General features: G+C 55.6%; 26 protein-coding genes. 7 read left to right on the plus strand and 19 right to left on the minus strand.

Translation table 11 applies throughout. The features are described from left to right. Positions 1–17 precede the first annotated feature (17 nt). The 5 genes from GOV88_RS01480 to paaZ form a co-directional block, all read right to left on the minus strand. Positions 18–1,355 carry a TRAP transporter large permease gene (locus tag GOV88_RS01480; RefSeq protein WP_171239318.1) on the minus strand — a complete coding sequence of 446 codons (1,338 nt, stop codon included), beginning with the start codon at positions 1,353–1,355 and terminating at the stop codon, positions 18–20. A gap of 5 nt (positions 1,356–1,360) precedes the next feature. After that, on the minus strand, positions 1,361–1,867 hold the full coding sequence (locus GOV88_RS01485) for a TRAP transporter small permease (protein ID WP_171125018.1): 507 nt from the start codon (positions 1,865–1,867) through the stop codon (positions 1,361–1,363). Continuing rightward, positions 1,864–2,877 (minus strand): TRAP transporter substrate-binding protein, encoded by a 1,014-nt coding sequence (locus tag GOV88_RS01490; RefSeq protein WP_171125016.1) that lies wholly within the window; start codon positions 2,875–2,877, stop codon positions 1,864–1,866. The genes GOV88_RS01485 and GOV88_RS01490 overlap by 4 nt, the downstream gene beginning before the upstream one ends. Positions 2,878–2,989: 112 nt before the next feature. Next, the gene (locus GOV88_RS01495; protein WP_171239319.1) at positions 2,990–3,727 is read right to left on the minus strand and encodes a hypothetical protein; all 738 of its coding nucleotides are present in this window, start codon (positions 3,725–3,727) and stop codon (positions 2,990–2,992) included. An 81-nt stretch (positions 3,728–3,808) separates the two neighbouring features. Next, positions 3,809–5,854 carry a phenylacetic acid degradation bifunctional protein PaaZ gene (gene paaZ / locus GOV88_RS01500; RefSeq protein ID WP_171239320.1) on the minus strand — a complete coding sequence of 682 codons (2,046 nt, stop codon included), beginning with the start codon at positions 5,852–5,854 and terminating at the stop codon, positions 3,809–3,811. Between the two features lie 187 nt (positions 5,855–6,041). On the opposite strand from paaZ, the gene paaI reads away from it, so the two are divergent. Genes paaI through GOV88_RS01515 form a run of 3 tightly spaced genes read left to right on the plus strand, consistent with a single transcriptional unit; the run spans position 6,042 to position 8,403 of the window. Then, positions 6,042–6,467: a hydroxyphenylacetyl-CoA thioesterase PaaI gene (paaI, locus tag GOV88_RS01505; RefSeq protein WP_171125010.1), complete on the plus strand. Its 426-nt coding sequence runs from the start codon at positions 6,042–6,044 to the stop codon at positions 6,465–6,467. 12 nt (positions 6,468–6,479) lie between these two features. Then, positions 6,480–7,790: a phenylacetate--CoA ligase PaaK gene (gene paaK, locus GOV88_RS01510; protein WP_171125008.1), complete on the plus strand. Its 1,311-nt coding sequence runs from the start codon at positions 6,480–6,482 to the stop codon at positions 7,788–7,790. Between the two features lie 4 nt (positions 7,791–7,794). Further along, a complete protein-coding gene (locus tag GOV88_RS01515; protein WP_171125006.1) occupies positions 7,795–8,403 on the plus strand; it encodes a TetR/AcrR family transcriptional regulator in 609 nt (202 codons plus the stop codon). Here GOV88_RS01515 and GOV88_RS01520 read toward each other — a convergent pair. Genes GOV88_RS01520 through paaA form a run of 5 tightly spaced genes read right to left on the minus strand, consistent with a single transcriptional unit; the run spans position 8,400 to position 12,003 of the window. Continuing rightward, positions 8,400–9,467 (minus strand): ferredoxin--NADP reductase, encoded by a 1,068-nt coding sequence (locus tag GOV88_RS01520; RefSeq protein ID WP_171125004.1) that lies wholly within the window; start codon positions 9,465–9,467, stop codon positions 8,400–8,402. The genes GOV88_RS01515 and GOV88_RS01520 overlap by 4 nt on opposite strands. Positions 9,468–9,478: 11 nt before the next feature. Next, entirely contained in the window at positions 9,479–9,937 is a 459-nt protein-coding gene (gene paaD / locus GOV88_RS01525; protein ID WP_171239321.1) for a 1,2-phenylacetyl-CoA epoxidase subunit PaaD, read from the minus strand. A 5-nt stretch (positions 9,938–9,942) separates the two neighbouring features. Further along, complete coding sequence (gene paaC, locus GOV88_RS01530) at positions 9,943–10,713, minus strand: 1,2-phenylacetyl-CoA epoxidase subunit PaaC (protein ID WP_171239322.1); 771 nt, start codon at positions 10,711–10,713, stop codon at positions 9,943–9,945. Then, positions 10,713–11,003 carry a 1,2-phenylacetyl-CoA epoxidase subunit PaaB gene (paaB, locus tag GOV88_RS01535; protein ID WP_171239323.1) on the minus strand — a complete coding sequence of 97 codons (291 nt, stop codon included), beginning with the start codon at positions 11,001–11,003 and terminating at the stop codon, positions 10,713–10,715. Before paaB ends, paaC begins: the two co-directional genes overlap by 1 nt. 4 nt (positions 11,004–11,007) lie before the next feature. Then, positions 11,008–12,003, minus strand: coding sequence for a 1,2-phenylacetyl-CoA epoxidase subunit PaaA (gene paaA / locus GOV88_RS01540; protein WP_171124996.1), 996 nt, complete (start codon positions 12,001–12,003; stop codon positions 11,008–11,010). 210 nt (positions 12,004–12,213) lie between these two features. Between paaA and GOV88_RS01545 the strand changes: the two genes are divergently transcribed. Then, a complete protein-coding gene (locus GOV88_RS01545; RefSeq protein ID WP_171239324.1) occupies positions 12,214–13,062 on the plus strand; it encodes a Rossmann-like and DUF2520 domain-containing protein in 849 nt (282 codons plus the stop codon). Positions 13,063–13,064: 2 nt separating this feature from the next. Here GOV88_RS01545 and GOV88_RS01550 read toward each other — a convergent pair whose 3' ends face one another. Genes GOV88_RS01550 through gntH form a run of 4 tightly spaced genes read right to left on the minus strand, consistent with a single transcriptional unit; the run spans position 13,065 to position 17,705 of the window. After that, positions 13,065–14,327 carry a HupE/UreJ family protein gene (locus tag GOV88_RS01550; RefSeq protein WP_171239325.1) on the minus strand — a complete coding sequence of 421 codons (1,263 nt, stop codon included), beginning with the start codon at positions 14,325–14,327 and terminating at the stop codon, positions 13,065–13,067. Positions 14,328–14,331: 4 nt separating this feature from the next. Beyond that, positions 14,332–16,110, minus strand: coding sequence for a hypothetical protein (locus tag GOV88_RS01555; protein ID WP_171239326.1), 1,779 nt, complete (start codon positions 16,108–16,110; stop codon positions 14,332–14,334). After that, the gene (locus tag GOV88_RS01560) at positions 16,061–16,324 is read right to left on the minus strand and encodes a hypothetical protein (RefSeq protein WP_171124988.1); all 264 of its coding nucleotides are present in this window, start codon (positions 16,322–16,324) and stop codon (positions 16,061–16,063) included. Before GOV88_RS01560 ends, GOV88_RS01555 begins: the two co-directional genes overlap by 50 nt. Positions 16,325–16,370: 46 nt before the next feature. Continuing rightward, positions 16,371–17,705 carry a guanitoxin biosynthesis MBL fold metallo-hydrolase GntH gene (gene gntH / locus GOV88_RS01565; protein ID WP_171239327.1) on the minus strand — a complete coding sequence of 445 codons (1,335 nt, stop codon included), beginning with the start codon at positions 17,703–17,705 and terminating at the stop codon, positions 16,371–16,373. Positions 17,706–17,874: 169 nt separating this feature from the next. Between gntH and GOV88_RS01570 the strand changes: the two genes are divergently transcribed. Beyond that, entirely contained in the window at positions 17,875–19,224 is a 1,350-nt protein-coding gene (locus tag GOV88_RS01570) for a tetratricopeptide repeat protein (protein WP_171124984.1), read from the plus strand. A gap of 21 nt (positions 19,225–19,245) precedes the next feature. Here the strand turns inward: GOV88_RS01570 and pqqE are convergent, their stop codons facing one another. The 5 genes from pqqE to pqqA are packed head-to-tail and all read right to left on the minus strand — an operon-like array spanning position 19,246 to position 22,352. Further along, complete coding sequence (pqqE, locus tag GOV88_RS01575; RefSeq protein WP_171239328.1) at positions 19,246–20,325, minus strand: pyrroloquinoline quinone biosynthesis protein PqqE; 1,080 nt, start codon at positions 20,323–20,325, stop codon at positions 19,246–19,248. Beyond that, the gene (gene pqqD / locus GOV88_RS01580) at positions 20,322–20,609 is read right to left on the minus strand and encodes a pyrroloquinoline quinone biosynthesis peptide chaperone PqqD (RefSeq protein WP_171123177.1); all 288 of its coding nucleotides are present in this window, start codon (positions 20,607–20,609) and stop codon (positions 20,322–20,324) included. The genes pqqE and pqqD overlap by 4 nt, the downstream gene beginning before the upstream one ends. After that, positions 20,606–21,334: a pyrroloquinoline-quinone synthase PqqC gene (pqqC, locus tag GOV88_RS01585; RefSeq protein ID WP_171123175.1), complete on the minus strand. Its 729-nt coding sequence runs from the start codon at positions 21,332–21,334 to the stop codon at positions 20,606–20,608. Before pqqC ends, pqqD begins: the two co-directional genes overlap by 4 nt. Then, positions 21,331–22,218 carry a pyrroloquinoline quinone biosynthesis protein PqqB gene (pqqB, locus tag GOV88_RS01590; protein WP_171124980.1) on the minus strand — a complete coding sequence of 296 codons (888 nt, stop codon included), beginning with the start codon at positions 22,216–22,218 and terminating at the stop codon, positions 21,331–21,333. Before pqqB ends, pqqC begins: the two co-directional genes overlap by 4 nt. 26 nt (positions 22,219–22,244) lie before the next feature. Next, on the minus strand, positions 22,245–22,352 hold the full coding sequence (gene pqqA, locus GOV88_RS01595; protein ID WP_170537497.1) for a pyrroloquinoline quinone precursor peptide PqqA: 108 nt from the start codon (positions 22,350–22,352) through the stop codon (positions 22,245–22,247). A 198-nt stretch (positions 22,353–22,550) separates the two neighbouring features. Between pqqA and GOV88_RS01600 the strand changes: the two genes are divergently transcribed. Further along, complete coding sequence (locus GOV88_RS01600; protein WP_171239329.1) at positions 22,551–24,614, plus strand: 4Fe-4S binding protein; 2,064 nt, start codon at positions 22,551–22,553, stop codon at positions 24,612–24,614. Further along, the gene (locus GOV88_RS01605; protein WP_171239330.1) at positions 24,614–25,501 is read left to right on the plus strand and encodes an FAD:protein FMN transferase; all 888 of its coding nucleotides are present in this window, start codon (positions 24,614–24,616) and stop codon (positions 25,499–25,501) included. The genes GOV88_RS01600 and GOV88_RS01605 overlap by 1 nt, the downstream gene beginning before the upstream one ends. Positions 25,502–25,539 lie beyond the last annotated feature (38 nt).

Below are 25,539 nucleotides of genomic sequence, written 5' to 3' on the forward strand. Positions count from 1 at the left end.
GGGTTCGGGCAAACAAGCTATGGTCCGAACCCGAAAACGCCTAAGGGCAGGAACAGCGACAAGGCAGGAAGGGCCACCAGAAGGGCCAACCTTACGATATCGGCAGCCCAGAATGGCGTCACACCTCGGAAGATTGTTGCGGTTGATACGTCTTGTACCACGGACCTCAGGACAAACACGTTCAGGCCGATGGGTGGTGTGATAAGCGAGATTTCCGTCACCACCACGACGATGATCCCGAACCAGATCAGGGCGGTTTCTCCGGTGACATCGCCTTCGAAAAACCCCAAGGATGCGATCAAAGGAGCGAAGACCGGCACGGTCAGTGTGATCATGGACAAGCTTTCAAACACGGCGCCCAGAACGATGTAGATAAAAATTATGATCAGCAGAATTGTGAATGGCTCCAGCCCGGCCCCCTGAACCAGCGCCAGCAGGTCATCCGGTAATCTTGCGCGTGTAATCAAACGGTTGAAGATATCCGCGCCGATCAGAAGGACGAACAATCCAACAGATGTTTTTACCGTCTGAACCAGTGCTTCGATCAACCCCTTGACCGTGAACCGGCCGATTAGGACCGAAATGACGATCGCGCCAAATGCACCGACGCCCGCCGCCTCGTCTGCGGTGAAGACGCGGCCGTATAGTCCGCCAATGATCAGCGTGAACAGCGCAAGGATCGGAAGGACGCGCAGCAAAGCCTGCCGTGTTTCGGTCCACGAGCTTTTTTCTCCGGCGGGACCGTACTCGGGCTTGCGCCAGACGACGAAGGCGACGGCGCCCAGATACAGCAGTATGCCCAGAAGGCCCGGCAAAATGCCTGCCAAAAACAGTTTCCCGATGGATTGACCGGTCAAAAACCCGTAGATGATCAGGATGATGCTGGGTGGGATAAGTATGCCCAATGTACCGCCCGCGGCGACGGACGCGGTGGACAGACTATCGTGATAGCCAAACTTTCGCATCGGTGGCAGGGCCACCTTGGACATGGTTGCGGCTGTGGCCAGCGACGAGCCTGATACAGCAGAAAAGCCACCGCAGGCCAAAATCGTCGACATCGCCAAACCGCCCGGTAACCGCCCGACCAACGTGTAGGCGGCGCGGTATAATTCCAGCGCCATGCCGCTTTGTGCGACGATCATTCCCATGAAGATAAACAACGGTATCACCGACAGCGCGTCGTTCTGCGTTACGTCCAGTATCGAATCTGCTGCCGGGCCCAACCCTGCGGACCAGCGCCCGTCCCTCAGATAAACGAACCCGACAGCCCCGATAAATCCCATTGCGATGCCGATCGGAACGCGCAGCAACACAAGGAAGATGACCAGCGCAAAAGCAATCAGTGAGACTTCCATCTTGGTCAGAGTCCTTCAGGATCGGTCGGCTGTATGATTTTGAGAATGGCACTGACCGCCAACAACACACCGGTCAAGCTCACGACGAGTGCGATGAAATAAATGAGCGGGTATTTTGGGATGAACAGCAACTCGCTGGTTACGCCGCGCTCAAGCGCCTTGTCCGCGCGCGCGAACAGCCACACTGCCATTGTCAGCAAGCAAAGCGATGTAAGCGCGTCGATACAACGGTTTCGCCAAAATGCAGCGCGTCGTGTGAAGAGGTGGTCAAGCAGGTCGACGTCAATCTGTTCACGTCGAAGGGTGACCACGGGAAACGCGAAGAAGATAGACAATGCCAGTAGGATTTGCGCCAGATCCTGACGCCCGAAAATCGGTGCGTTGAAGACATAGCGACCAATAACCTCGACAACTGTCAGGCCCATAACGAGCATAAGGCAAAGGCCGCTGCCCAATAGACATAAGCGGGCAAACCAGTGGCTTGCCCGTTTTAGATTCGATTGTGCGCTCATTTCGCGCTGTATTCGGACATGGTGTCCCGGATCAGTTGCATCGCGGCTTCTGAGTCGACGCCTTTGCCTGAGACTTCCTCAAGCACTGATGCCTGTATCTGCGGCACTAGTGTCTCAAATGGGGCGGCTGCATCACCTTCAAGGTCAATGATCTGCCCTGAAGCAGCCTGCGCATCCAGACCCCTTTGGTTGCCGACGTCCCAGGCCTTGCCCGCGAAGGCCGAGAAATCCTCGCCCAATGCCGCGCGGATAGCTGCGGCATCCTCTTCGCCGACAGACTCAAGGAACTCTTCACTCATGATGATCGAGAAGGAGCCGCGATAGAATCCACCCGGTACGCGATAGGTGTAGGGTAGAACTTCGGTCAGGCGTAGAATGGCAATCGTGTCACCCGGAAAGAATGTTCCGTCTGCAACACCGTTTGAAACCGTTTCATATACCTTAGGCGCGGCAACCTGAACGCCCGCCATATTCAGACCTTTGAGGACATCCCCCATGACGCCACCGCCCGAACGGATCTTGAGGCCCGCGACATCGTCAAGCGAGCTGACTTCCTTGGACAGGTGCAACATACCCGGGGCATGGACCATCATGGCAACCGGAACAACGCCGTCATGTTCATTTGCCGCGGCCAGATATTGCTCGTGCGCACGCCAATGGGCCGCGGACGCAGCGGCAGAGTCACCTTCAAGACCCGGAATTTCGATCAGTTTGGTGGTGACAAAGCGGCCGGGGTTATACCCGTGGAAAATCCAGGCCGCATCCGCGCCACCGTCTTCGATCAGGTCGGCCTGCGCCGGGGGTGAGGCCAGATTATACTCGATGGCACCGGTTACACGACCATCGGTTGCTTCTTCGATGCGTGAAATGAACTCTGGCCAGATGATCTCGTTCACGATGTGACTGGGTGGCAACCACGAGGAAACCACCATTGTTTTTTCTGCCCAGGCAGCAGTTCCTGCCAGCAATGCGGAAATCCCCAGCCCAAAGGCAGCAAGCGTCTGTTTCATGTTATCCTCCCATAACAAAAGCTGCGTGCAGCTTTGGACTACAGTTTCATAAACCAACCGGTCGGTCAACTATACTGGCGCGCGGATTTTCCGAAAAACAATCGCCGTCGTGTCAATTGGCGAATGCAGCGGGATCCAGTCTGGGCAGATCAGCCATCACCTGGGTCACGCGATGATGGCACCGTGCAAGTGGTCCTTGCGGGATCATCGAAATATGAGCCCAACTGGAATTGCGCAAAGCTATTTTGCGCCAGTAATGCAGCAGCAGCAGCCGGACTGCAGCCAAGGAAAGGGGTGGCAGATCGCTGATGCCTGGACGCTCGGCAATTTCACAAAGCTTTTGCGCCAGAACCAAAGTTTGAGAGGGAACAATCCGATCTGAAAACCAGTCTGGTATATGGTCCGTATCTGCCTGCAGTCCAAGCGCCGCACCGTCGCTTAGAACAGCTTCGACAGGCACCAGCAGCAATGATCTTTCAATGCGAATTGCCGGGCCTGGGGCGGCATAATCACTTTTGGTCAAAAGCAACTGCCATCCTTGCGGGTATTTTACGTCCTGCCTGTAAACATCTTCGTAGGCGGCGCGTGTCTCGGCCAGACCAACATCCGAAAGGCTATAGGTCACTTCGCGCCCTGATTTTGTCGACACAATCCAACCGTCTTTCCTGAGCCGGTGCAGCGCGACCCGTATGGCCTCGGTTCTTACGCCGACATGTCCCATCAGCAGGCCTAGCTCCTTGCCCGTGATGTGGTGGTCGCTGAGGTCGCCAAACAGCGTGACAATCAACGACCATGTCTTGATCGGCTCAAGGTTGCACAGGTCATCAATCAGGGAGTCGGCGGCAGTCAAAATCGGGTCTTTCCAAAGCGCTTAAATGGAAGTTGACCCCTTAGTTATCACGCCATCGCGCCATGTGGCTATGAGAAAACCCTAAGGTTCATCGCGATGATAGGCGTTCATGGTCAGCAACTCGTATTCGGCCGCAAGATCACCGTCGCGGTTAAGAAGGGTGACTTTCCACCGGACCTCACCATAGTCCTGATTTCGCGGCGACTTTTGCATCACGGTCAGACGAACGCGAATGCTGTCTCCCGCCTGAATTGGCTTGAGGAACCGCAAGTTATCCAGCCCTGTATTGGCCAAAACTGGTCCCTCGTCCGGTTGAACGAACAGACCGGCGGCGAAGCTCAGCAGCAGATAACCGTGCGCAACACGGCCCGGAAAGAATGGGTTCCGCTTGGCGGCTGCATCATCCATGTGGGCATAAAACGTGTCGCCGGTGAAATGGGCAAAGTTCTCGATGTCGTCCAGCGTAATTTCACGTTCCGCGGTGTGCAGGGTTTCCCCGATTTCAAGCGCGTCGAATGTGCGGGTGAACGGATGGTCGTGACTGGTTATTTCGTTTGCACCCGGCACCCATTTACGCCCAATGGCCGTCAGGATGTCGGGGCTGCCCTGAATGGCGGTGCGTTGCATGTAGTGCATCACGCCGCGAATACCGCCCATCTCTTCGCCGCCGCCCGCGCGACCGGGCCCGCCATGCACCATATGCGGCAGGGGTGACCCATGGCCTGTGCTTTCTTTCATCGAGGTCCGGTTGTTGAAATAAAGTCGCCCGTGGAACGGCCCAGCACCCAAGGCGACAGTTCTGGCGACATCGAGATCGTTCGTGATAACCGATGCCACGAGGCTTCCTCCACCGCGATTGGCTGTCTGGACCGCGTGTTCCAGATCGCGATAGGGCATGACGGTTGAAACGGGGCCGAACGCCTCGACCGAATGCAGCAGGTTGGCTGTGTCCGGCGACGCGCAATGAAACAGCATCGGCGGGACAAATGCACCTTTGTCTCGATCCGCTCCATGCACCACGAAGCCATCGGGGTTTCCGAAAACGCGGTCCGCCTCTTGCCCGATTAGGGCGGCTTTTTCCAGAACATCCTGTCTTTGGGCCTGGGACACGAGGGCACCCATTTGTGATTCTTCAGCCGCAGGGTCCCCAATGACGACCGATCCAAGCCGTCTGCTTAGGGCGTCAATAACTGCCACGACCTGAGAAGCCGGAGTCATGATGCGGCGAATGGCGGTGCATTTCTGGCCTGCCTTGGTGGTCATTTCGCGGGTGGCTTCTTTGATGAACAGATCAAATTCGGGCGTGCCTGCCACGGCATCCGGGCCGAGGATCGACGCGTTGAGGCTGTCTTGTTCGGCAATGAACCGCGTTGCATTTCCTTGAAAACATGATGCGCCGCGAAGCGTTTTTGCGGTTGCAGCCGAACCGGTGAAGCTGACGGCGTCTTGCCCGCCCAAATGATCCAACAGGTCTCCGAGCCCGCCGGAAATCAACTGAATGGCGCCTTCTGGCAGCAGGCCGCTAGCCAGCATGATCCTCACGCAGCGTTCGGCAACATAGCAGGTCGCCGTCGCCGGTTTTATGATTGCGGGAACCCCAGCCAAAAGCGTTGGGGCCAGCTTTTCCAGCATACCCCAAACAGGAAAATTGAAGGCATTGATGTGAACGGCCGCTCCGGTCAGCGAGGTACAGATATGCTGCCCCAGAAAGGTGCCGTGCCGGGACAGCCGTTCGACCTCACCATCCAAATAGATGGTGTCGTCCGGCATTTCACGGCGACCTTTGCTGGCATAGACCATCAATGTGCCGATACCGCCGTCAATGTCGATCAGGTGATCTTTCTGCGTCGCGCCCGTCGCGAATGAAATGTCATAAAGGGCTTGTTTGTGCTGTCCCAAGTGCGCCGCCAACGCCTTGAGCATGCGCGCACGATCATGGAACGTCATCCCGCGCAGGGCAGGCCCGCCCTTTGAGCGCGCGAAGTCCAACATGGCCCCAATGTCCAGCGCAGTGTTCCCGGCCCTTCCAATCAACTCACCGGTTACGGCCGAGTGGATTTCGCGGGCTGAACTGTCGCATCCGATCCACTGTCCGGCGATGTAGCTTTCAACATTTTGTACAGTCATGAGGCGGTCCTTGCGTCTGGGTTCGGTGTGACTCAACTCATTAATTGACCTACCGGTCGGTTTATGAAATGTTTAAGTACAGGGCGGAGGAAGATCAAGGAGAATGTGGTGTCCATGACGGTGGGAAGCACGGGCCGGGTAAAGGGCAAATTGGTCGTTTGTTTGTTAAATTCCAAAGGCCGCAAGCATGACGCCTAAAGAGCGCGCGGAACGTGCGGCGCAAGCCATGTGGCGCGAGGACAACGCTAGCCCTTGGGTTGGCATGCGCATTGACGACGTGGATGAGGGCAGGGCGACACTGTCCATGATGATCGAGAAACACCATATCAACGGACATGGTATCTGCCATGGCGGTGTGATCTTCATGCTGGCCGATAGCGCCTTTGCGTTTGCTTGCAACAGCAGAAATCAGTCCACCGTCGCGCAACACAACACTATCTCATACATTGCGCCGGGCCGATTGGGTGACCGGCTTTTCGCCGAGGCGCGCGAAGTCAGCTTGACCGGGCGAAACGGCATTTATGACGTCACCGTCACCAACCAGAAAAACACAGTGATCGCAGAATTTCGAGGCTGCTCCCGCGCCATTCCGGGCCAGCTTTTCGAGGAATAGGGGAGGAGGAGCATGAAAGACCTGACGCCAGCCCGAGACAGGCTCGACCCGATCGAAATAGCATCCACAGACGAAATTCGCGCCTTGCAACTGCAACGGCTGCAATGGTCGTTAAAGCACGCATATGAAAACGTCCCCTTTTATCGGCAAAGGTTTGATGCCGCAGGGGTGCACCCGGATGATTTGAAATCGCTGGCGGACCTGTCGAAGTTCCCATTCACCTACAAGGATGACCTGCGGGCTAACTACCCCTTTGGCCTTTTTGCTGTCCCGCGTGAACAGATCGTGCGTGTGCACGCATCATCAGGGACAACGGGCAAACCGACAGTTGTCGGGTATACGCGCGGGGATATCGACAACTGGGCAAAGCTGGTCGCACGGTCGATGAGGGCCAGCGGAACCAAGCCCGGTGACATCGTCCATATTGCTTATGGCTATGGCCTGTTCACCGGCGGGCTTGGCGCTCATTACGGGGCTGAGGAATTGAATTGCACGGTCGTACCTGTTTCGGGCGGAATGACAGAACGGCAGGTGATGCTGATACAGGATTTTAAACCCAGTACGATCATGGTGACCCCGTCCTATATGCTCAACATCCTTGAACAGTTTCATGCCGCCGGAATAGACCCGCGGGACAGTTCGCTGGAAGTTGGTATTTTTGGTGCCGAACCCTGGACCAACGCGATGCGAGCCGAGGTCGAGGCCGCGTTTGACATGCATGCGGTTGATATCTATGGCCTGTCGGAAATCATGGGTCCCGGTGTGGCCAATGAATGCGTCGAGACCAAGGACGGCCTACACATCTGGGAGGATCATTTCTACCCCGAGGTCATCGACCCCGAGACCGGCGAGGTCTTGCCAGACGGTGAGATCGGAGAGTTGGTCTTTACAACGCTAACCAAAGAAGGGCTGCCGATGGTACGATACCGCACGCGCGACCTGACACGTCTGTTGCCCGGAACGGCGCGGTCGATGCGGCGGATGGAGAAGATTACCGGACGTTCTGATGACATGATCATCATGCGCGGCGTGAATGTCTTTCCGACCCAAATCGAAGAACTAGTTCTGGCGACCCCCGAACTCGCGCCGTATTTCCAGATTGAACTGACTCGCTCGGGCCGGATGGACGCGATGACCGTACATGTCGAAGCCGCGCCTGATGCGGCAGCTGATGCAGCACGGGATGCCGCGGCCGGGGCCTTGTCTAAGAAGATCAAAGATACGATAGGGATCGGAACCACAGTAAGTGTCGGTGTGCCCGGCACTGTCGAACGCAGTCAGGGCAAGGCCCGACGTGTTATCGACAACAGACCAAAGGAGTGAGCCCGTGGCGCGCACGATCGCAAAAGACCACGATAAAAAACGGCAGAGCATCCTTTCGGTTGCGGCCAGTGTTTTTGCCCGCGAAGGGATTGCACGTGCCTCGATGAACCAGGTGGCGAAAAGCGCGGGCATATCGAAAGCCAACATCTATCACTACTATGACAGTAAAGAGGCGTTGCTGTTCGATATACTGGATTCCTATCTTTCCGAGTTGAACGACCGGGTCTCTTCGGTCGAATTGGAAGGCAAACCGCCCGAAGAACAGTTGCATCTGGTTTTGCGAGAATACCTTCTGGCTTATGAAGGGATGGATTATGAACACAACATTCAGAGCGAAGGGGTCTCACTGCTGCCCGACGCCATGCAGACGGTGCTGAAAGCCTATCAAAAGGATATGGTCACTCAGATGAGTGGTATTCTGGATGCGGTGAGCGGCGGCAAGTTGAGTTCGCAGCCCAGGTTGTTGCGCGAATTGACGATGTCGGTTTTTGGCATGTTGAATTGGTATTACATGTGGCACCCAAAGGCGACGCGATCAGATCGCGAAGGTTATGCAAGAACTATCACGCAATTTACTGTTGCAGGTCTGCCCGGGGTTCAGGCCGACAGTTAGTGGCCTGCCTCATCGTAATCCCACATCACTTTGTCTGAGACTGGGAAACACTGACAGGTCAGAACAAAACCAGCTTCCACTTCGTAATCTTCCAGTGCGTGGTTTGCCACCATTTCGACTTCGCCTTCTACAACCCGTGCTTTGCACGTGGAACACACCCCTGCTTTGCAGGCGTGAGGCGCGTCAAGGTTCTCAGCAAGCGCGGCTTCCAACAGGCTGGTATCCTTTGGAATGGTCAGGCTGCGGCTCACGCCGCCCAGTGTAACCCGCCCCTTGATGCCTGCATCGTCAATGGCTTTTGAGGTTGGGCGGGTTTTGGCTCGGCCCGGTTGGGAAGAGGCGAACAACTCGAACCGGATCTGATCCTTTGTCAAACCGTGATCCTTGAGCGATTGCGAAATCGCCAGCATCATAGGCTCCGGCCCGCAGATATACGCCATCGAGACAGAGCCTATGTCGATCCAATGCCGAAACAGAGCCGCGCATTTTTCACCGTCGACCCTCCCCCGGAACAGGTCAATCTCCTGACTGTCATCTTCAAGTATGTGAACGATGTTCAATCGGTGCAGGTACCGGTTTTTCAGGTCCTCTAGCTCTTCCCGGAACATGATCGTGTTTGGGGTTCGGTTCGCGTAGACAAGTGTAAACCGGGCAGAGGGGTCTTCGGACAGGGCGGTTTTCAGGATCGACAATACCGGTGTGATGCCCGATCCCCCCGCAAATCCCAGATAGTGCGGGGCATCGGTATCCACCGCCGCGTGAAAATTACCCATGGGCGGCATGGCGGTCATAACATCGCCCACTTGCAGTTCTGTGTTGGCCCAGTTGGAAAACGCGCCGCCATCAACGCTTTTGATCCCAACCTGCAAAACACCTTCATGTGGTGCCGCGCAGATAGAGTAGGAGCGCCGCAATTCCTCACCGTCAAAGTCTCGTTTGAACGTCAGGTATTGGCCCGGTGCAAAGGTAAATCTGTCCGGGCTTTCGGGTTTCAGGGTCACAATAACTGCGTCGCGGATCGTTTTTTGGATGTCCGTCACGGTCAGGGGGTGAAACGTCGCCATAACTCAAGACCTCAGATACATTTGAAATAGTCGAAGGGTTCCAGACAGTCCTTGCAGCGCCATTGCGCTTTGCAGGGGGTCGAACCGAATTGGCTGATCTTTTCAAGCCTGTCGGATTTGCAGTGCGGGCACCGCGTTGGACCGCCCGCGGGTTGCGGCGGAGCAATGCCGAACTCCTCTAACCGGGTGCGGGCTTTTTCCGATAGCCAGTCGGTCGTCCAGGGTGGCGCAATACGGGTTTGGATCTGCAGGTTTTCAATCCCGTTTGTGGCCAGAGCCGTTTCTATGTCCATTGATATCACCGCCATCGCAGGGCAGCCGGAATAAGTGGGTGTAACGGTCACCGTCACTGCGTCGCCGGACACGGAAACATCCCGGATCACCCCAAGATCGACCACCGAGATCACCGGGATTTCGGGGTCGGGGACGCCTTCGAGCCAGTCCCAAATCTGTGCTTCGGTTACAGGCATTGCGGCTACCAAGTCGCTCCGGGGTAAGAGCGTTGGAGGGTTTGCATAACCGCCAGCATGTGTCCCAGATGCTCGGTGTGCCGAAACCCGGTGCGCCCACCTGATTGGGCAAATGCTCCCTCGGGCAATGTCAGGCAAGCTTCAGTCAACACGCGTTCAACCGTTTCCAGCCAGACGGAGTGTAGATCCGAGGGCAACGGCGCGACCCCCGCTTCGGCCATGGCGTTATCGGTGGCATCGTCCTTGAAAACCTCTCCGCTATAAGGCCAAAGGAACGTCAGCGCGTCCGTCATGCGGCGGTTGCTTTCTTCTGTCCCATCCCCCAAAGCAATCACCGTGTGAGAGGATCGGTCGAGGTGATATAGCGCCTCTTTCAAGCACTTGGCTGCGATCTCGGCCACGCGCGTGTTTTTCGAGTCCTGTAAGCGTGTCAGCCACGGTACCTGAAAGGCATCAAACAGGAACTGGCGCATTTGCGTCCTCCCAAAGTCGCCATTCGGCACCTCCAGCATCAGAAGGTTTCGATAATCGTAAACTTCGCGCAGAAAGGCCAGATCATCGGCGGTTCGCCCGGCACCTTCGACCTCACCGGCATATCCCAGCCACAACTGGGTCTGGCCGATCAAATCCAGAGCCATGTTCGCCAGCGCGATATCTTCTTCTAATACCGGAGCGACCCCGCTCCATTCCGAAGTACGATGACCCAGCACCAGGGCATTGTCCCCCTGCCTGAGAAGGAACTCGAACAGAGGGCTTTCAGCAGCAGAGACTGTCATCACATTTTCCCAACTTCTTCCGGGATGTCGTAGAATGTCGGGTGCCGATAGACCTTGTCACGGGCCGGATGGAATAACGGTCCTTTGTCCGAGGGGTTGGAGGCTGTGATCTTTTCGGCTTCGATAACCCAGATGCTGACGCCTTCGTTGCGGCGCGTGTAAACGTCGCGCGCGTTGCGAATTGCATGCTCGGCATCTGCGGCGTGCAACGATCCGACATGGCGGTGGCTCATGCCGTGCTGTCCGCGGATAAAGACCTCCCACAGGGGCCATTCGTTTTCATGTGTCATCGGGTTACTCCGCAGCTTGAGAGCGTTTCTGGGATTTGCGCGCATGGGCAAGCATTGCCTCGCGCACCCACGCGCCATCATCCCACGCCTTGCGACGTGTGTTCAGACGCTCGGCGTTGCAGGGGCCATTGCCGGATATCACTTCGAAGAATTCCGACCAGTCTGGTTCGCTGAACTCGTAATGGCCGGTCTCGTCTATCCAGCGCAGGTTTTCATCGGGGATCGTCAGGCCCAGAAAATCGGCCTGCGGAACGGTTTCATCGACGAATTTCTGGCGTAACTCGTCGTTGGTGTTGATCTTGATTTTCCAGGCCATCGATTGCGCGGAATGCACGCTGTCCTTGTCCGACGGACCGAACATCATCAACGCAGGATACCAGAATCGGTTCAACGCATCCTGTGCCATGCGTTTTTGATCAGCGGTGCCTTCTTTCGCCATTTTTATCATGATGTGATAGCCTTGACGCTGGTGAAAGCTCTCTTCCTTGCAGATGCGAACCATTGCGCGCGCATATGGCCCATAGGACGTACGCTGCAGCGGCACCTGATTCATGATTGCAGCCCCATCGACCAGCCAACCGACCGCACCCATATCCGCCCAAGTAAGGGTGGGGTAGTTGAAGATGGACGAATACTTCATCCGCTCGGAATGAAGCATTTCCACCAGCTCATCCCGGCTGACGCCAAGCGTTTCAGCCGCACAATACAGGTAAAGCCCGTGTCCCGCCTCATCCTGTACTTTGGCCAGCAGATTGGCCTTACGTTCAAGCGTGGGTGCGCGGGTGATCCAATTGCCCTCGGGCAGTTGGCCGACGATTTCGGAATGGGCGTGCTGACCGATCTGCCGGATCAGCGTCTTGCGATAGGCCTCGGGCATATAGTCCTTTGGCTCAATCTTTTCCCCCCGGTCGATACGATCCTGAAAGGCTTTGTCCTCGGGGCTCATGTCGTCCCGTGATTGAACACCCTTTCCGGTGGACTTGACCATCTGTGCATACATGCTTGCGTCCTCCTCAAACGCAAAAACCCGCATATGCGGAGGCCGCGTCTGATCCTGTTTTTGGATCAGAATTGGGTCTTGTTGACTCTATTATGTTACGGAAATACTAAAGTTACAATGTTTTTGTAACATTAAATTCTCCGCGGGTTTGCTTGAGATATTTCCACGCCTAATCAATAAAGTATCCGACCAGAACAGGAGGTTACCGGCATGCACAGTTCAACGGTGAATATCATTGGTGCCGGGCGGGTGGGTCAAACGATTGCTCGGCTTCTGCAGGGCAAAGACGGCTATATTCTTCAGGATGTTTTGAATGCGCGTATGCAATCTGCGCAGGATTTTGTTGAGCTGATCGGTCAGGGCAGGGCCGTTGATAATTTTGCTGAGTTGCGTCCGGCGGATGTTTGGATGCTGACCGTACCGGATACTCAGATTCATCGCGTTGCCGAGCAGATTACCGAGGCTTATTCAGCCAGCCCGACGCCTTCGGTGGCCTTGCATTGTAGCGGATTCTTTCCTGCCGATCAGATGGCACCACTGCGATCCTTGAACTGGCGGCTGGCCAGTGTTCACCCGGTTCTGTCTTTTGCCGATCCTCTGACCGCCGCGCGTCAGTTCAATGGGGTGCTTTGCGGTGTTGAAGGTGATCCAGAAGCGACGGAAGTGGCCACAACTATGTTCGAAGCGCTTGGTGCCAAGTGCTTTCCAATTAAGTCAGAAGGCAAAAGCCTGTACCACGCAGCGGCGGTCATTTCGAACAACTTCACGGTCGTTTTGCAAGCTATTGCACGTGAAGCATGGGACGCAGCCGGTGTTCCGGATGACGTCGCCCAACAGTTGAACGAAACGCTGCTTCGTGGGACGTGCGATAATGTTTGCGCGCAAGGACCCAAGGCCGCTTTGACAGGTCCGGCGGCAAGGGGCGATAATTTTGTGGTTGAAACACAAGGCCGGGATGTCGGTGACTGGCATCCTGTGGCTGGGCGCATTTACAGCGATCTGAGCGCGTTGGCAAAGTCCCTGAGCGAAGGTGGAAAAACACGCTCAGCAGGGGACTGATTTTATGTGATCAGCAGGGAAAAGCGCTCGACGACCCAGATCAATGCAACAACCGAAATCGAGGCGGCAATGAAAGCCCGCGCCCCGATCCAAACGGATGTCGGCATTCGCCTGAGGATAACGACCAACGGCCATGTCACCAGAACGATCATCAACTGTCCGATCTCGACGCCGACATTAAAGGCCAGAAGGCTTTGCCAGACATTGTCCGCGTCAACCTTCAGAATTTCGCGCAGCATGAACGAGAACCCAAACCCGTGCAAAAGCCCGACACCAGCCGTTACGCCAGCCGCAACAAGGTAAGAGTGTTTGCCCCCCGATCTTTGAAACACGGCGTCGGCGGCCGCGAGTATGATGGTCATGGCGATTGCCGTTTCAACGGCCGGAATGAACCAAGGCGCTGAAGGTGCCAGACCGAAAAACCCCATGATCAAAGTCACGCTGTGGCCCAGCGTGAAACCTGTCACCCGCGCAAGCAGGGCCTTTAAGTTCAGCGATCCGATCACCATGCACAGGACAAACAGAACATGATCAATGCCCTCAATTATGTGCCGGACGCCTTCAACGACAAAAGTCGCAGCGGCAGAGGATGCAGTTCCAGTGATTTCGATAGGTTCGGCCAGCAACCCCTTGGCGCGGTAGGTTTGCGTTTCGCCGTTGTGATAATTCAGAATAAGGTTGGCAGTTTCGTCCTGGCCCGCCAGACCGGGGTTGGACAACATCGACAGCGCATAGGCGGCATCTGACGCATCACCGAACGTCAGCCATATATCAACGACGGTATCACCCACGTAAACTTGCTGATCGCTGCCTATGTTGATGGCAGTCGCTGCCAAGGCTTCTGTTGCCTCGGCTTTAGTCGCAAAGCCCGGCTCTTGACCGATGGGATAGACTTTCAGATTGACGATATGACCTTGGAGCCTGCCATCGGCCTGCTCGATTACAAGCTCGTTGAGGACAATATCCGCAAGGGCAAATGGCGCGCGCCTGAGCGCCTCAACATCGACCAAGTGCATGACAACACCGTCTTGCAATTCATTGGTTGTGAAAGGTGCAGGGCGGGGCAGGCCGTCGGTCCCGGCAGGCCCAACTTTATCCGCCAGAACATAAGCCATCGGCGTGCGCAGCATCACATTTAGTCCGCTGTCGTTACGGACGATATGAAATATGCGAACATTCTGGTTCAGGTTGAAATGCGCCCAGGCCCCACCTGCGACAGACAGATATGATAAAACCAGTACCGCAAAACGTATTGCAAATCGCATTATGTCATCCTTGCTTCTGCGCGTTCAGGACGGTCAAGCCATCCAGATGCCATTGGTCGCCATGTCGCGACACGTTCATCAAACCGCGAAACAGCACGGATTGCTGATGCAGATGTCCCCAATGGCCGCCGCTGACCCGTGCTGTCCAATTCGCGATAATCTGGTGCGAGTTTCTGTCTTCGCCGGACGACAGCCCCTCAATCCGCAGATCGACGATCTTGTCGGTCTTCGCCAAAGCCCCCGAGGGTAGGCTTACGGATAGGCCTCGACGCAGCTCATCGCGAATTTGATCGCGATTGTCGGGTGTGACAAACGGCTCTAACGCCGCTTCCACACCTTTTATATCGGGTTCCAGCATCGCGACGCTCAGGTTGCCAAGCAGTCCCTGAACAACTTGGTGAGTGGTTACTTCATCCGGTGCAGCGGCGGTCATCATTGGCAGGGCATTGCGGATTGGAATGGTCAGCAGCGCCGCTGTCGTGAAGGCTCCAAGCATCACGGCAAAAACGGTTCTTCGACTGGTGTTCGTGCGCAGTGCGAGTCCCGCGCAAATGAGGGCCGCCAAGCCAAACCCGATCGAAAGCATCGGGAGGGAGACCAAACCGGCGGACTTTACGACAACGGGTTGCGTTATGGGGTTTTCCCAAGACGTCAGATGATTGTTCCAAACCACGGTCGGGTCCGATTTGTGGATTTGCGAGGGTACGGCCCCAGCAGGGTCGCTTAGGGTGACCGGAATAATATCGGTCCCGTCGGGGAAAAGTTGCCATGTCATATCTACGCGATCGGCCAGCGTAGCGTTTGGATAGGACAATACAGCGCCCATCAACATGGTTGTCCGTTGCGCCTCGGCCTCGTCGGGTAATACGCGCAACCCGTCCGCACCGACCGCGATCCGCGAGACCTGAACGTCGCGGGGCGATACGTTTGTACCGTTGATTGACAGGGGGTTGTGCTGTTCAAAAAAGGATGCAGCTTCCGACTTCACCCGCGCCACCTGATCCGGTGAAAGGCGTTCCGCCGGACCCAAATTCAGGTCTGCCCATGCTTCAAAGTCCTTCAGCCGAAAGATTATTTCATGGCGAACTTCCCGGGGCTCCATCGACAGGAACGACATGAGAGGGGACTTGTGATGGCGCGTCAGATTCGGGTTTTCAAACGTGGTAAACCAGGGGTCTTCCCAGTTGGGCAGCATTGTTTCCGGGCGGGACAGGTATCGGTAATCGGTTACGGGCACCCCGAGATGTTCGGCGACCATACCAATTGAGGCTAAAGGAATGCCGTTTTCATTTAGTGGCGGCGTAAACGTGATCTGTGTCGGCTGGCCTTGGAATTGGAATTCCATTTCAACAAATACAACGTCTTCGCTTCGGGGCCGCGGAGCTATCACTTTGCTAGCGGCGGTCAGTCTGGGTGTTCTGCGGCGAACATCTATCGACCGGACCACTGGGGTCAGAGTTTTGCCATCTGCCGCCACACCAAAGGTTCGCCCCGTCCGGGCCGCCAACGCGCGCCCTGTTCCATCATCGGGCGCAACAAAAAACGGATAGTCGCCAAGGTCTATTTCCAGCGCGACGCGAACGCGGCCGTCTTCGACCAACAGCTCTGCAAAATTGGGAGCGGTCTCGCCGCCATAAGGGGATACGAGGTCTGCGGCACTATCCTTGGGCCTGATCAACACGCAGGCCAAAAACAATGCCCAAAAACACCAGTTCACCGACCGTGCGAGCGTCTTAGAAACGAAAAGTGATAGCCGCATAAAGACCGTTTTTACTAACGTCATAATCAAACTCTCCGTCAGGCTGATCTGTCGAAAAGTCGATGACATAGAACTGATACCCAAAGCGCAGTGATGTGTTCTCCCAACTTTTCCAGTCAAACCCGGCCAGAACGAGGTATCGCTGATCATCCCCGTTCAGGCCGAAACTGATCAGTTCACCTCGGGCCGCGAAGTTCCACCTTTCATTTATGTCTGACACGCGGCGAATGGCAACCATCGGTTCAGCCCAATGTCCTACCCGACCCGGTTCCGGCGATTTCGAATTACTGCTCATCTCCGGGGTAGGGGAACGTTTGCCCCAACACTTCTGACGCTTCTTCGTAGATTGGGCGGAGCACATCATCCACATCGTCGATCCCGTCCAGAGTGAACTGTGAAAACGTCATGACCTCTTGTGGTACGCCTGCTTTTTCCGAGAAATCGATACGGTCTTGCATATCGGGCGCCTGTGCGGGTGCGGCCAGTGGCGGCGCCCATGTGTGTTCTTCTGTGACCGCCATGCGGACTGAGATGTCATCCTTGGTGACGTTCCAGACCATGAAATCGTCTGCAAGGGTCAGTGGTCCGTCATAAGTGGAGCGTATTCTTTCATAGACACCGTTGGCCGTGTCGAAGTCATTGAAAAAGTGATAGGCGACGGCCATGCGGGGTTTTATGTCGCTCATGACTTTTCCAAAGGCTTCTGGGGCCGTGTGAACCTGTGTTCCCACCAGAAGGGCGGATTCGGGTGTAAATTTCATTTTAGTGACCAATTCCGGCACCGCAATAAAACACTCATGGATCGCTAGATCGGCATTTTGCGCGTGTTCCTTGAACCATTTGTTAGGATACGTGTCAGAGCTAAAAACAAATTTCAGACCGTTCCATTCCAATGCATAGCTAACTGACCCATCAATGGCGTGAATTGCCGGAAAGGAACGGATGGTAACACCGTTGCTTTCATAAACAATCTGGTTCTCACCGGTGTAGTCAAACTCGTTTATCACGAGGTTATAGCCCCGGAAATCTGTGTTTCCCGCCCTTGCTGCAAGGTCCCATGTCAGCATCCTGCGCATGTTCTCCAACGCATATGCCGTGCCGAGTTCCTCCACTGGGCCGCTTGGCCCCCACACGCGCAATGGCACGTTTCGCCCCATCAATGCACCGCCGATAAAGAGGTCATGCAAGGCCCCGAAATGGTCAGTGTGGAGGTGCCCGATAAAGACCTTGTCCAAATAGTTGTAGGGGATTTGCAATGATGAAATTCGTTCCGCTGAACCTGATCCGATGTCGAACAGGAACTTGTCGCCGTTTCCCAATTCAACAAGGAAACACGCCGCAGCCTGTGCTGCACGCGTGGTTGGCATCCCGGTGCCGCAGGCGATGACCCGCATCTCGTCTTCAGCCAGATCTTCGGTGTTCGGGTAATAAACGTCACGGGGGCGGTCGCGCACCATTGTTGGCGAAACCTCCTGGGTTTCTTGTGCATAGGCGGCATTTGGTACGAACAAAGCCTCTATGGTGTTGGTGAAGGTCTGGGGCGCTATAGCCCACGCGCCAAAGACCAGCCCGATCGAAAAGTGTTTGCCGAGATGTGAAAAACGTGTGCGCCGTGACATGGATTTCCCCTTTGTGATCAAATGACAAGGCAATTCGGATCGCAGACCAGTTAGGCTTACCTGCGGGGTGTACCCTTTTAATTCTGCACCGTGATGGCACTTCGCGTAAGTGACTCACGGTGAAAATCCGGGTGACTCACGTCGAATTAATTGCAAGTATCTGAATGTGATGGCCGCTTCAGATGGAATCTCAGAACAAGACAAGCGCCGTGCGCTTGCCAATGTGTTGGACGATACGCATTTCGATGGCGCGGATAGGTTGCGTTCTTTTCTAAACTATGTGGTTGAGGAAGAGATCGCAGGTCGGGGGGCCGATATTCGCGGAAAGACGGTCGCGCAGGATGTCTATGACCGCGACACGTCAGAAGGCATAGACCCGGAAAACGTCGTCCGCGTAGACGCACGGCGACTTCGGCAGCTTTTGGAACTGTATTACGAGGGCGTTGGTAAGTTTGACCCCGTTCGATTGCACATCGACACAGGAGGGTATCGCCCACGATTTGAGCCTGCGACGAAGAGTATTCAGCCCGAACCCCGTAAGTCAGAAAAAATATTTTGGTTGCCACTTACGACGTTCTCCGCAGGTGTGTTTTTGGGCGCGGTCTTGGCGGTCAGCTTTTTGCCTGTAACGTCGGAGCGGGGTTCCGGTTCAAAGCCTGATAATGTTGCGGTGGGAAAGCCCGACTTGCTGCGTAACGCCGCGATTTATGAAAAGTCTCCGTCTGCTTTGCAGGCCTACAACCTTGCGCAACAGGCGCGCGTGATGACTTTCCCGATTTTTGATTTGCAAAGACAGATACTGGTCCTTTCGGTGTTTGAACGGGTCATCGAAATGGATGCAACCTATTTCGGAGGGTACGCAGGAGCGGCACAGACTCTGGCGACGCTGTCCATCCTGACCCCTGAGTTGCAGGAGAAATCTGACTACGCGACGGCTGCTATGGATTTCGCAAACGAAGCGATGCAACTGGCGCCCGAGCATGGGTGGAGCCAGTCGGCAAAAAGCTGGGCTTATTTTGCCAATGGGGATTATGAGACGGCTTTGACGCTTGGGCGGCGTGCATCCCAGCTTGACCCGGCAGACGGCGCCATTCTGGATTTTCTGGGTGCTGTTGCCCTGTTTTCGGGTGACTTCGAAGAAGCTGTCGAAATTGCGGATCGTCTGTCTTTGCTGGAGTCCAGCAATCAACGGTTTGCCAATCGCAACATCTCTGGAGCGGCACATTTTCATCTAGGTGAATTTGAAACGACGATTGCAAGGTTTGAAGAGGCGAAGGAGCTGGGCGACCCTCTCAGCGCGCCGTCATTGGCTTATGTGACCGCTTCGTTAGCGGCTTTGGGACGCAAGCCAGAGGCGCGCGCGAAACTGGCAGAGCTGGAGCTTGCCTGGCCGGAAGTGCCGGTCGATGCGATGTTGAAAAGTATCTACAGGAATGACGCACATGCAGCGGCGGTTATTGATAGGCTGGTCGCATTAGGGTGGACTGGACCGTCGCAAGAAACAGCGGCGTCGCAATAAAGGCCCGCCAATTATCAAGGGTCAAAGTCTTCGGTAAACTAGGTCGCTTTCCTGCGCGTTTGGTTCCTGATGCAAAATCTCAGTGACTTTCGCGTGAAGTGGCGATTTCCTGCATATGGGATCCGTTGCTCCGGCGTCGCCAGCCAATGCAAGGGCTTGACACCGACAGCCGCCAAAATCCAGATCTTTTCGGTCGCAGCTCTGACAAGGTTCGGGCATCCAATCTGTTCCGCGATAGGCGTTGAAGGCTTGGCTTTTGTACCAGATATCTTCAAGCCCGGTGTCGCGGACGTTTTCAAACCTGAGATGGGTCAGTGTCTGGGCTGCGTGGCAGGGCAGTACCGTACCGTTGGGCGTAATGTTCAAACCGGTTGATCCCCACCCACCCATGCACGCCTTGGGAAAATCGGAATAGTAATCTGGCGGGACGAAATCAAAGGCCAGAACCCCCTGTAACCGACGGGCGGCCTGGGCCACTGTTTCCTTCACAGCCTGGGTCTGTGCCCGAGTCGGCAGCAGGGCGGCGCGGTTCTGCAGCGCCCAGCCGTGAAACTGGACACAGGCAACTTCAAGCCGTCGCGCGCCAAGTTCGACGGCCATTTCAATGGTTCGGTCCAGATCATCCAGATTCTTCCGGTGCATTACCGCGTTCAGCGTGAGCGGAATGCCCCTTTCCCGGATGTCTTTGGCAACGCTCATTTTGCGATCGAACCCACCGCGATACCCGCCGATAAAATCTGCAAGGTTGGCGTTTGTGCCCTGAAGCGACAATTGGATGTGATCCAGTCCTGCGGCTTCCAGATTGTCCAGACGCTTGGGTGTCAATCCAATGCCTGATGTGATCAGGTTAGTATAAAGTCCAAGCCCAGCCGAGTGTTCCGTAAGTTCTTCGAGGTCGCGGCGCGAAGCAGGCTCTCCGCCGGACAGATGCACTTGCAAAACACCAAGGTCGCGCGCTTGTCCCAGGACCTCTTTCCACGTTTCCGTGTCCAGTTCGGTCTCTTTACGCTCCAACTCGACCGGGTTGCTGCAATAGGGACAACTAAGCGGACAGCGATGTGTCAGCTCTGCAAGCAGGGCTATTGGCGCAGATGGGGTCATTCCTTCACCATTACGTAAAGCCGGCCGCGCAAGGCTTGCAGAAATCGCTGGACATCAGGTTCTACCTGTTCGGCTGGCGCGTTGTAGGTGGTGGCCAAATCCTGAACCAAGTCTTCAAGTCTGGTCATGCCGTCGATCCGTGACAGGATCGCAACTCCGATATCGTCCAGCTCGATTACTTTTTCGGGCGCCATCAAAACGGTTCGGTTGCGTTTCTCGTCGCGTTGTACGCGGACCCCGCGGGGCAGGTAAGGACGGTCGGTTTTGCGCAGCGCCAGGGTCATGCCATGCCTTCTCCGGGCTTCCATGCGCCGGGAGGGACCGCGCCCGGCGTGACATAAGCTGACCACAACGCGTCTAACTGGGCCCAAAGCACGTTGGTTTTGAATATCAGCGCGTCGCAGGCCATATCCTCTTTTTCGGCTGTATCCGCATGATCCAACACCCAGTTGAGGCCAAAGGCCACGTCTTTGGGTGCCTGAGTCAGGCGCTTACGGAAATAAGACAGGCTATCCGCGTTTGCGAAATCATAATGAGCTAACAGTCCTTCGATCCGTTGCTCGTGGATTTTGGGCGCAAACAACTCGGTCAGAGATGACGCGACGGCCTGAAGCATCGGGCGTTCACGAACATAATGGACATAGGCATCGACAGCGAACTGAGTTGCGGGCAGCACTCCACGGCCCGATGCAACGTAGTCGGGGTCCAGCCCCACGGCTTCGGCCAGTTTCAACCAACGTCGGATGCCGCCACCTTCTTCAACGCCGCCGTCATGATCTTCGATGCGCGAGCGCCATTCACGGCGAATGTCCGGGTCCGCGCAACGCGACATGAAAGCTGCGTCTTTCAAAGGGATTGCGGCTTGATATGCCCAGCGATTGATCACCCAGGCGCGCACTTGATCCGGTGAACACTGCCCGCTGTGAAGACGGTGATGAAAGGGGTGTTTGTCGTGATACCGTTCTTGTCCGATCTGCCGCAGACGGGCTTCCAAGGTCTCTCGGCTCATATTGCGATCTCCTGCCCATCAAACGCGATTGACCAGCCAGCCTTTTCAACGGCAGCGCGCTCGGGGCTGTTTGGTTGCAACATCGGGTTTGTATTATTGATATGGATGAACGTCTTGGCAGCCGTTACTCCGGCCAGTTGCGCGATCGACCCCTCAGGCCCGTTGACCGAGATATGACCCATACGCCGACCTGTTTTCACCCCGGTGCTCGTACGGATCATCTCGTCGTCTTCATACAATGTTCCGTCAAAGAAGAGCTGATCCGCGTCACGAAGCTGATCCAGCAGCTTTGGCGTTACCCGTGCGCAGCCGGGAATGTAATAAGCCACTCTGGTACCAGTCGAAAGGCGCACTCCAACGGTTTGTTCGCCCATCAGGTTGGTGTCTACGGCCTCGCCTTCCATGAACAAGGGAACCTTTCCCGGAACAGCGAACAACCGTGCCTGCAGACCATCCTGTAGGGCAAAGTCTTTGTCCAAGGCGATGCGGGAACGTGTTACTTTTTCTCGGTTCACGGCGTCAAAAATTTTGTTTGCTGCCAGAACATCAAGAATATCTCCGGTGGCAAACAGCGAAAACGGTGTCTGCTCGCGCAGGCTGAGAAGGCCCGCAATGTGGTCGATGTCCCCATTCGTCAGCAGAACCGACGCAACAGGTGTGTCGCGAATTGATCGGGGATGCAGTTGAGGATTGTCCAGCATCTGCTGCCGGATGTCTGGTGAAGCGTTCAGAATGCTCCAGTTTTCACCGTCAGGTGACACAGCCAATGAAGACTGACCCGATGGAGGGATAACCCCGCTACGTGCGTCCCGGCAATTCCGGCAGCCGCAATTCCATTGCGGCAGTCCGCCACCAGCAGAAGCCCCAAGAACCAAAAATCGCACCTCGGGCCTCCGCTGAGCTTAAGTGATTAGAACAGGTCGCGCTCGTGCTCGCGGCCTTCGTCCTCGGACGGAGAATACATATTGATCTCCATGCCGCAATTCACTTCCTTCAGTTTAGGCGTGCTCCAGGTCATTGATTCCTCCACAGCTGGGTGACTACAGCAAAAAACCTACAACCGGCACCTTATCGGGAAAATGCTGCTTTGGTCGTAAGACTGTAATCTCATTGTCTGATCCATTACGCGCATCGTCAATGGCCCGAGATAGGCAAACTGCGTTTTAGGACTTTCGTCGAATGTCCTGCGTGTGATGGGAAATATAGTGTTCAGCCCATGCGCACGCTGGTTGCAATGATTATCCTGCTATTCGGCAGCCTGATGGCTGAAGCTGAACCGCTGCCGCGGGAAAAACTCGAGGACTTTATTCGTGCGCCGTTTTCCCTTGGGGACGCCCTGAACGACAAAGGGGTCTATGCGCTCCTGAATTCGGGCGGTATCGAGGCCGGATTTGTTTTTGAAACTGAGCCCTTAGCGCCCTTGCCGGGTTTTTCCGGAGCGCCGATCAACATGTTGGTTGTATTGGACCTGGAAGGGCGGTTCATGGACGTCCAACTGATTGAGCATAATGAACCGATCTTTGTCTCAGGTTTGGGACAAGCGCCCTTTCACAAGTTCTTTGAGCAGTATGGGGGACATTCGATCTCGGACTCAATCGTAGTCGGCACACAGTACGGCGACGCCGCATCGGGATCACAGCTTGTTTACCTCGACGGCGTTACCAAGGCCACTGCCAGTGTCCGCATCGCGCATGAATCGGTCATGGGCGCTGCTCTTGCGGTGGCGCGGGAAAAGATGCAGGGCTTGGCGACGTCACCGCCCGCCTTCCCGAACCCGGATCATGACGAAAACCTGACTTGGGATGACTTGATCGCCACCGGGATCGCAACCCACAAAACGCTGTCAAATTCCGAAGTGGACGCACTTTTTGCTGGCACTTTGTGGGAAGATGACGACCCCGAGGCACGGGATTACCCGGATGAGCCGTATCTCGACCTGTGGATCGTGGACTTGGGGCCTAAATCAATTGCCCGTGCTGCGCTTTCGACCGGCAGTTTCGAAGAACTGCAGGGTTTTATGGAGATTTCGGACAATGATGAGCCGATCCTTCTGATCGAAACCGCCCGACACGGCCTTGTTAGTGATGAATTCGTTCGAAACACAGCGCCTGATTGGATTTCAGCCGAACAGGATGGATTGCCAGTGGCCCTGCGCGATGCCGACCTGCTTGTTGAACTGGCAGATGGCGCGCCAGATGGCACTGCCATGATCCTGCGGACAGACCGGCGATTGGGTTTTGATCCTTCGCGGGACTGGATTCTAAAGGTATTGGCCGTGCGGGAACATGGCATGTTCCAGCCGGAAACCGGGTCGGTAACACTCGAAATCTCACACTCAACCCCTGATCGTTTCTTTTCCCGACCCGTTCAGATCAAACCTGCACCCCCGTGGTTGGAAGCTCTGAGAAGCCGCCAATCCGACATGATTATCCTGTCGGTATTTTTGGTTGGGCTGGTGTCCGTGCTTGGATTCCGAATGAATTCACTTGCCGCCCAGCCAATGTTCACTCCGTACCGCCTTGGCATTCTGGCTGTTGTCGTTGGATTTGTCGGGTGGTGGGGTCAGGGGCAATTGTCAATCGTGACGGTTCTCGGCACCCTTCGCGCCGCACTCGAGAGAGGCAGCTTTGCGTTTCTTCTCTATGATCCCTTTTCGCTCCTGATTTGGGCGGTTTCGATTGTTGGTCTTGTCGCGTGGGGCAGGGGGCTGTTTTGCGGCTGGCTCTGCCCATTTGGCGCGCTGCAGGAATTTGCGCACCATTTAGGAAGGGCTTTGCGGATTCCGCAAATAGAACCGTCCGACAAATGGGACCAGCGTTTGAAATGGTTGAAATACGTGGTGCTCGCGGGTCTTGTCGTTGTCGTTTTTACGATCCCCGATCAGATCGACAAAGCCGCCGAGGTGGAACCTTTCAAAACCGCTATCACCACTTTCTTCGTGCGCGAATGGTACTATGCCGTTTATGCCGCCTTCTGGCTTTTCCTGGGCATGGTCATGTTCAAAGGGTTTTGCCGCTATGTCTGCCCGTTGGGCGCGTTTTTGGCAATCGGAGGGCTTATACGCGGACGCGATTGGATCGACCGCAAGGCTGAATGTGGTTCGCCATGCCAACTTTGCCGGGTAAAGTGTAAATATGGTGCAATCAAAAAGACTGGGGAAATCCAGTACAATGAATGCTTCCAATGTTTGGACTGCGTCGCAATTCACGACGACCGTCAGCGTTGCGTCCCATTGATCATTGCCGCCCGCCGTCAGGAACGAAAGGTTGCTGCCAAGTGATGAAACGCCGCCGTTTTCTAGCAATCTCTGCCGCTGCAATTGCCGCCCCCGCTGGCGCTCAGACAACGACCTGGCGCGGATACGCTTTGGGTGCCGAAGTCAGCCTGACCTTTGAGGGAGACCCCACCACTGCCGCCGCAGCCATAGAAAAAGTGACCGCGTTGCTGCAAGATTGTGAGGACCAATTCAGCCTGTATCGCCCCAGTTCAGCCTTGTCGCAGTTGAACAGCCAAGGCAGCCTGCGCAACCCATCACCGCAATTTCTTCAGCTACTTCTGGCCTGCCAAGAGGCGTACATTTTGACAGGTGGCCAATTTGATCCAACGGTTCAACCGTTGTGGGAAGCATTGGCCAAGGGCAGAGATCTTGACGCGGCAAAAGGCTTAATTGGCTGGGACCGTGTGAAGATTTCTCCAGACAGAATTGTTCTTGGCCGTGGTCAGAAATTGACACTGAACGGCATCGCGCAGGGCTATGCGACAGATATGGTTGCCGGTGTCCTCAAACAGTCAGGCTGGACCAAAGTTCTGGTCAATGTCGGAGAGTTTCACGCCGGTGGTAAGGTATGGACTTTGGGTATTTCCGACCCTCGTCATGGCATCGTTCAGACTGTCCAACTGAAGGACAGAGCGATCGCAACATCCAGCCCGCAAGCGATGAGGTTGAGCGCAGAGCACACCCATATTCTTGATCCCAGAAATCACGGCGCGCCGGTGTGGTCGACGGTCAGCGTTGAAGCTTCGAATGCAACAACCGCCGATGCACTGTCCACAGCGTTTTGTTACCTGAGTGTGGATGAAATCGAACGGACACTTGCGAAAACAAACGGATACCCGTCCGCCTATTGCGTGCTTCCTGACGGTAGGGTCAGATATTTGACCGTGTAACCAAGGCCCTTTGTTTCCGGGCCTTGGTTTATTGGTGT

This window comes from Ruegeria sp. HKCCA5491, from assembly GCF_013034565.1.
GTDB lineage: Bacteria > Pseudomonadota > Alphaproteobacteria > Rhodobacterales > Rhodobacteraceae > Ruegeria.

What these genes read in the sequence shown, in the direction of transcription:
- GOV88_RS01480 (WP_171239318.1), bottom strand. Translation starts at nt 1,355, where the DNA reads ATGGAAGTCTCACTGATTGCTTTTGCGCTGGTCATCTTCCTTGTGTTG.
- GOV88_RS01485 (WP_171125018.1), bottom strand. Translation starts at nt 1,867, where the DNA reads ATGAGCGCACAATCGAATCTAAAACGGGCAAGCCACTGGTTTGCCCGC.
- GOV88_RS01490 (WP_171125016.1), bottom strand. Translation starts at nt 2,877, where the DNA reads ATGAAACAGACGCTTGCTGCCTTTGGGCTGGGGATTTCCGCATTGCTG.
- paaZ (WP_171239320.1), bottom strand. Translation starts at nt 5,854, where the DNA reads ATGACTGTACAAAATGTTGAAAGCTACATCGCCGGACAGTGGATCGGA.
- paaI (WP_171125010.1), top strand. Translation starts at nt 6,042, where the DNA reads ATGACGCCTAAAGAGCGCGCGGAACGTGCGGCGCAAGCCATGTGGCGC.
- paaK (WP_171125008.1), top strand. Translation starts at nt 6,480, where the DNA reads ATGAAAGACCTGACGCCAGCCCGAGACAGGCTCGACCCGATCGAAATA.
- GOV88_RS01520 (WP_171125004.1), bottom strand. Translation starts at nt 9,467, where the DNA reads ATGGCGACGTTTCACCCCCTGACCGTGACGGACATCCAAAAAACGATC.
- paaD (WP_171239321.1), bottom strand. Translation starts at nt 9,937, where the DNA reads ATGCCTGTAACCGAAGCACAGATTTGGGACTGGCTCGAAGGCGTCCCC.
- paaC (WP_171239322.1), bottom strand. Translation starts at nt 10,713, where the DNA reads ATGACAGTCTCTGCTGCTGAAAGCCCTCTGTTCGAGTTCCTTCTCAGG.
- paaB (WP_171239323.1), bottom strand. Translation starts at nt 11,003, where the DNA reads ATGACACATGAAAACGAATGGCCCCTGTGGGAGGTCTTTATCCGCGGA.
- paaA (WP_171124996.1), bottom strand. Translation starts at nt 12,003, where the DNA reads ATGTATGCACAGATGGTCAAGTCCACCGGAAAGGGTGTTCAATCACGG.
- GOV88_RS01545 (WP_171239324.1), top strand. Translation starts at nt 12,214, where the DNA reads ATGCACAGTTCAACGGTGAATATCATTGGTGCCGGGCGGGTGGGTCAA.
- GOV88_RS01550 (WP_171239325.1), bottom strand. Translation starts at nt 14,327, where the DNA reads ATGCGATTTGCAATACGTTTTGCGGTACTGGTTTTATCATATCTGTCT.
- GOV88_RS01555 (WP_171239326.1), bottom strand. Translation starts at nt 16,110, where the DNA reads ATGACGTTAGTAAAAACGGTCTTTATGCGGCTATCACTTTTCGTTTCT.
- GOV88_RS01560 (WP_171124988.1), bottom strand. Translation starts at nt 16,324, where the DNA reads ATGGTTGCCATTCGCCGCGTGTCAGACATAAATGAAAGGTGGAACTTC.
- gntH (WP_171239327.1), bottom strand. Translation starts at nt 17,705, where the DNA reads ATGTCACGGCGCACACGTTTTTCACATCTCGGCAAACACTTTTCGATC.
- GOV88_RS01570 (WP_171124984.1), top strand. Translation starts at nt 17,875, where the DNA reads ATGGCCGCTTCAGATGGAATCTCAGAACAAGACAAGCGCCGTGCGCTT.
- pqqE (WP_171239328.1), bottom strand. Translation starts at nt 20,325, where the DNA reads ATGACCCCATCTGCGCCAATAGCCCTGCTTGCAGAGCTGACACATCGC.
- pqqD (WP_171123177.1), bottom strand. Translation starts at nt 20,609, where the DNA reads ATGACCCTGGCGCTGCGCAAAACCGACCGTCCTTACCTGCCCCGCGGG.
- pqqC (WP_171123175.1), bottom strand. Translation starts at nt 21,334, where the DNA reads ATGAGCCGAGAGACCTTGGAAGCCCGTCTGCGGCAGATCGGACAAGAA.
- pqqA (WP_170537497.1), bottom strand. Translation starts at nt 22,352, where the DNA reads ATGACCTGGAGCACGCCTAAACTGAAGGAAGTGAATTGCGGCATGGAG.
- GOV88_RS01600 (WP_171239329.1), top strand. Translation starts at nt 22,551, where the DNA reads ATGCGCACGCTGGTTGCAATGATTATCCTGCTATTCGGCAGCCTGATG.
- GOV88_RS01605 (WP_171239330.1), top strand. Translation starts at nt 24,614, where the DNA reads ATGAAACGCCGCCGTTTTCTAGCAATCTCTGCCGCTGCAATTGCCGCC.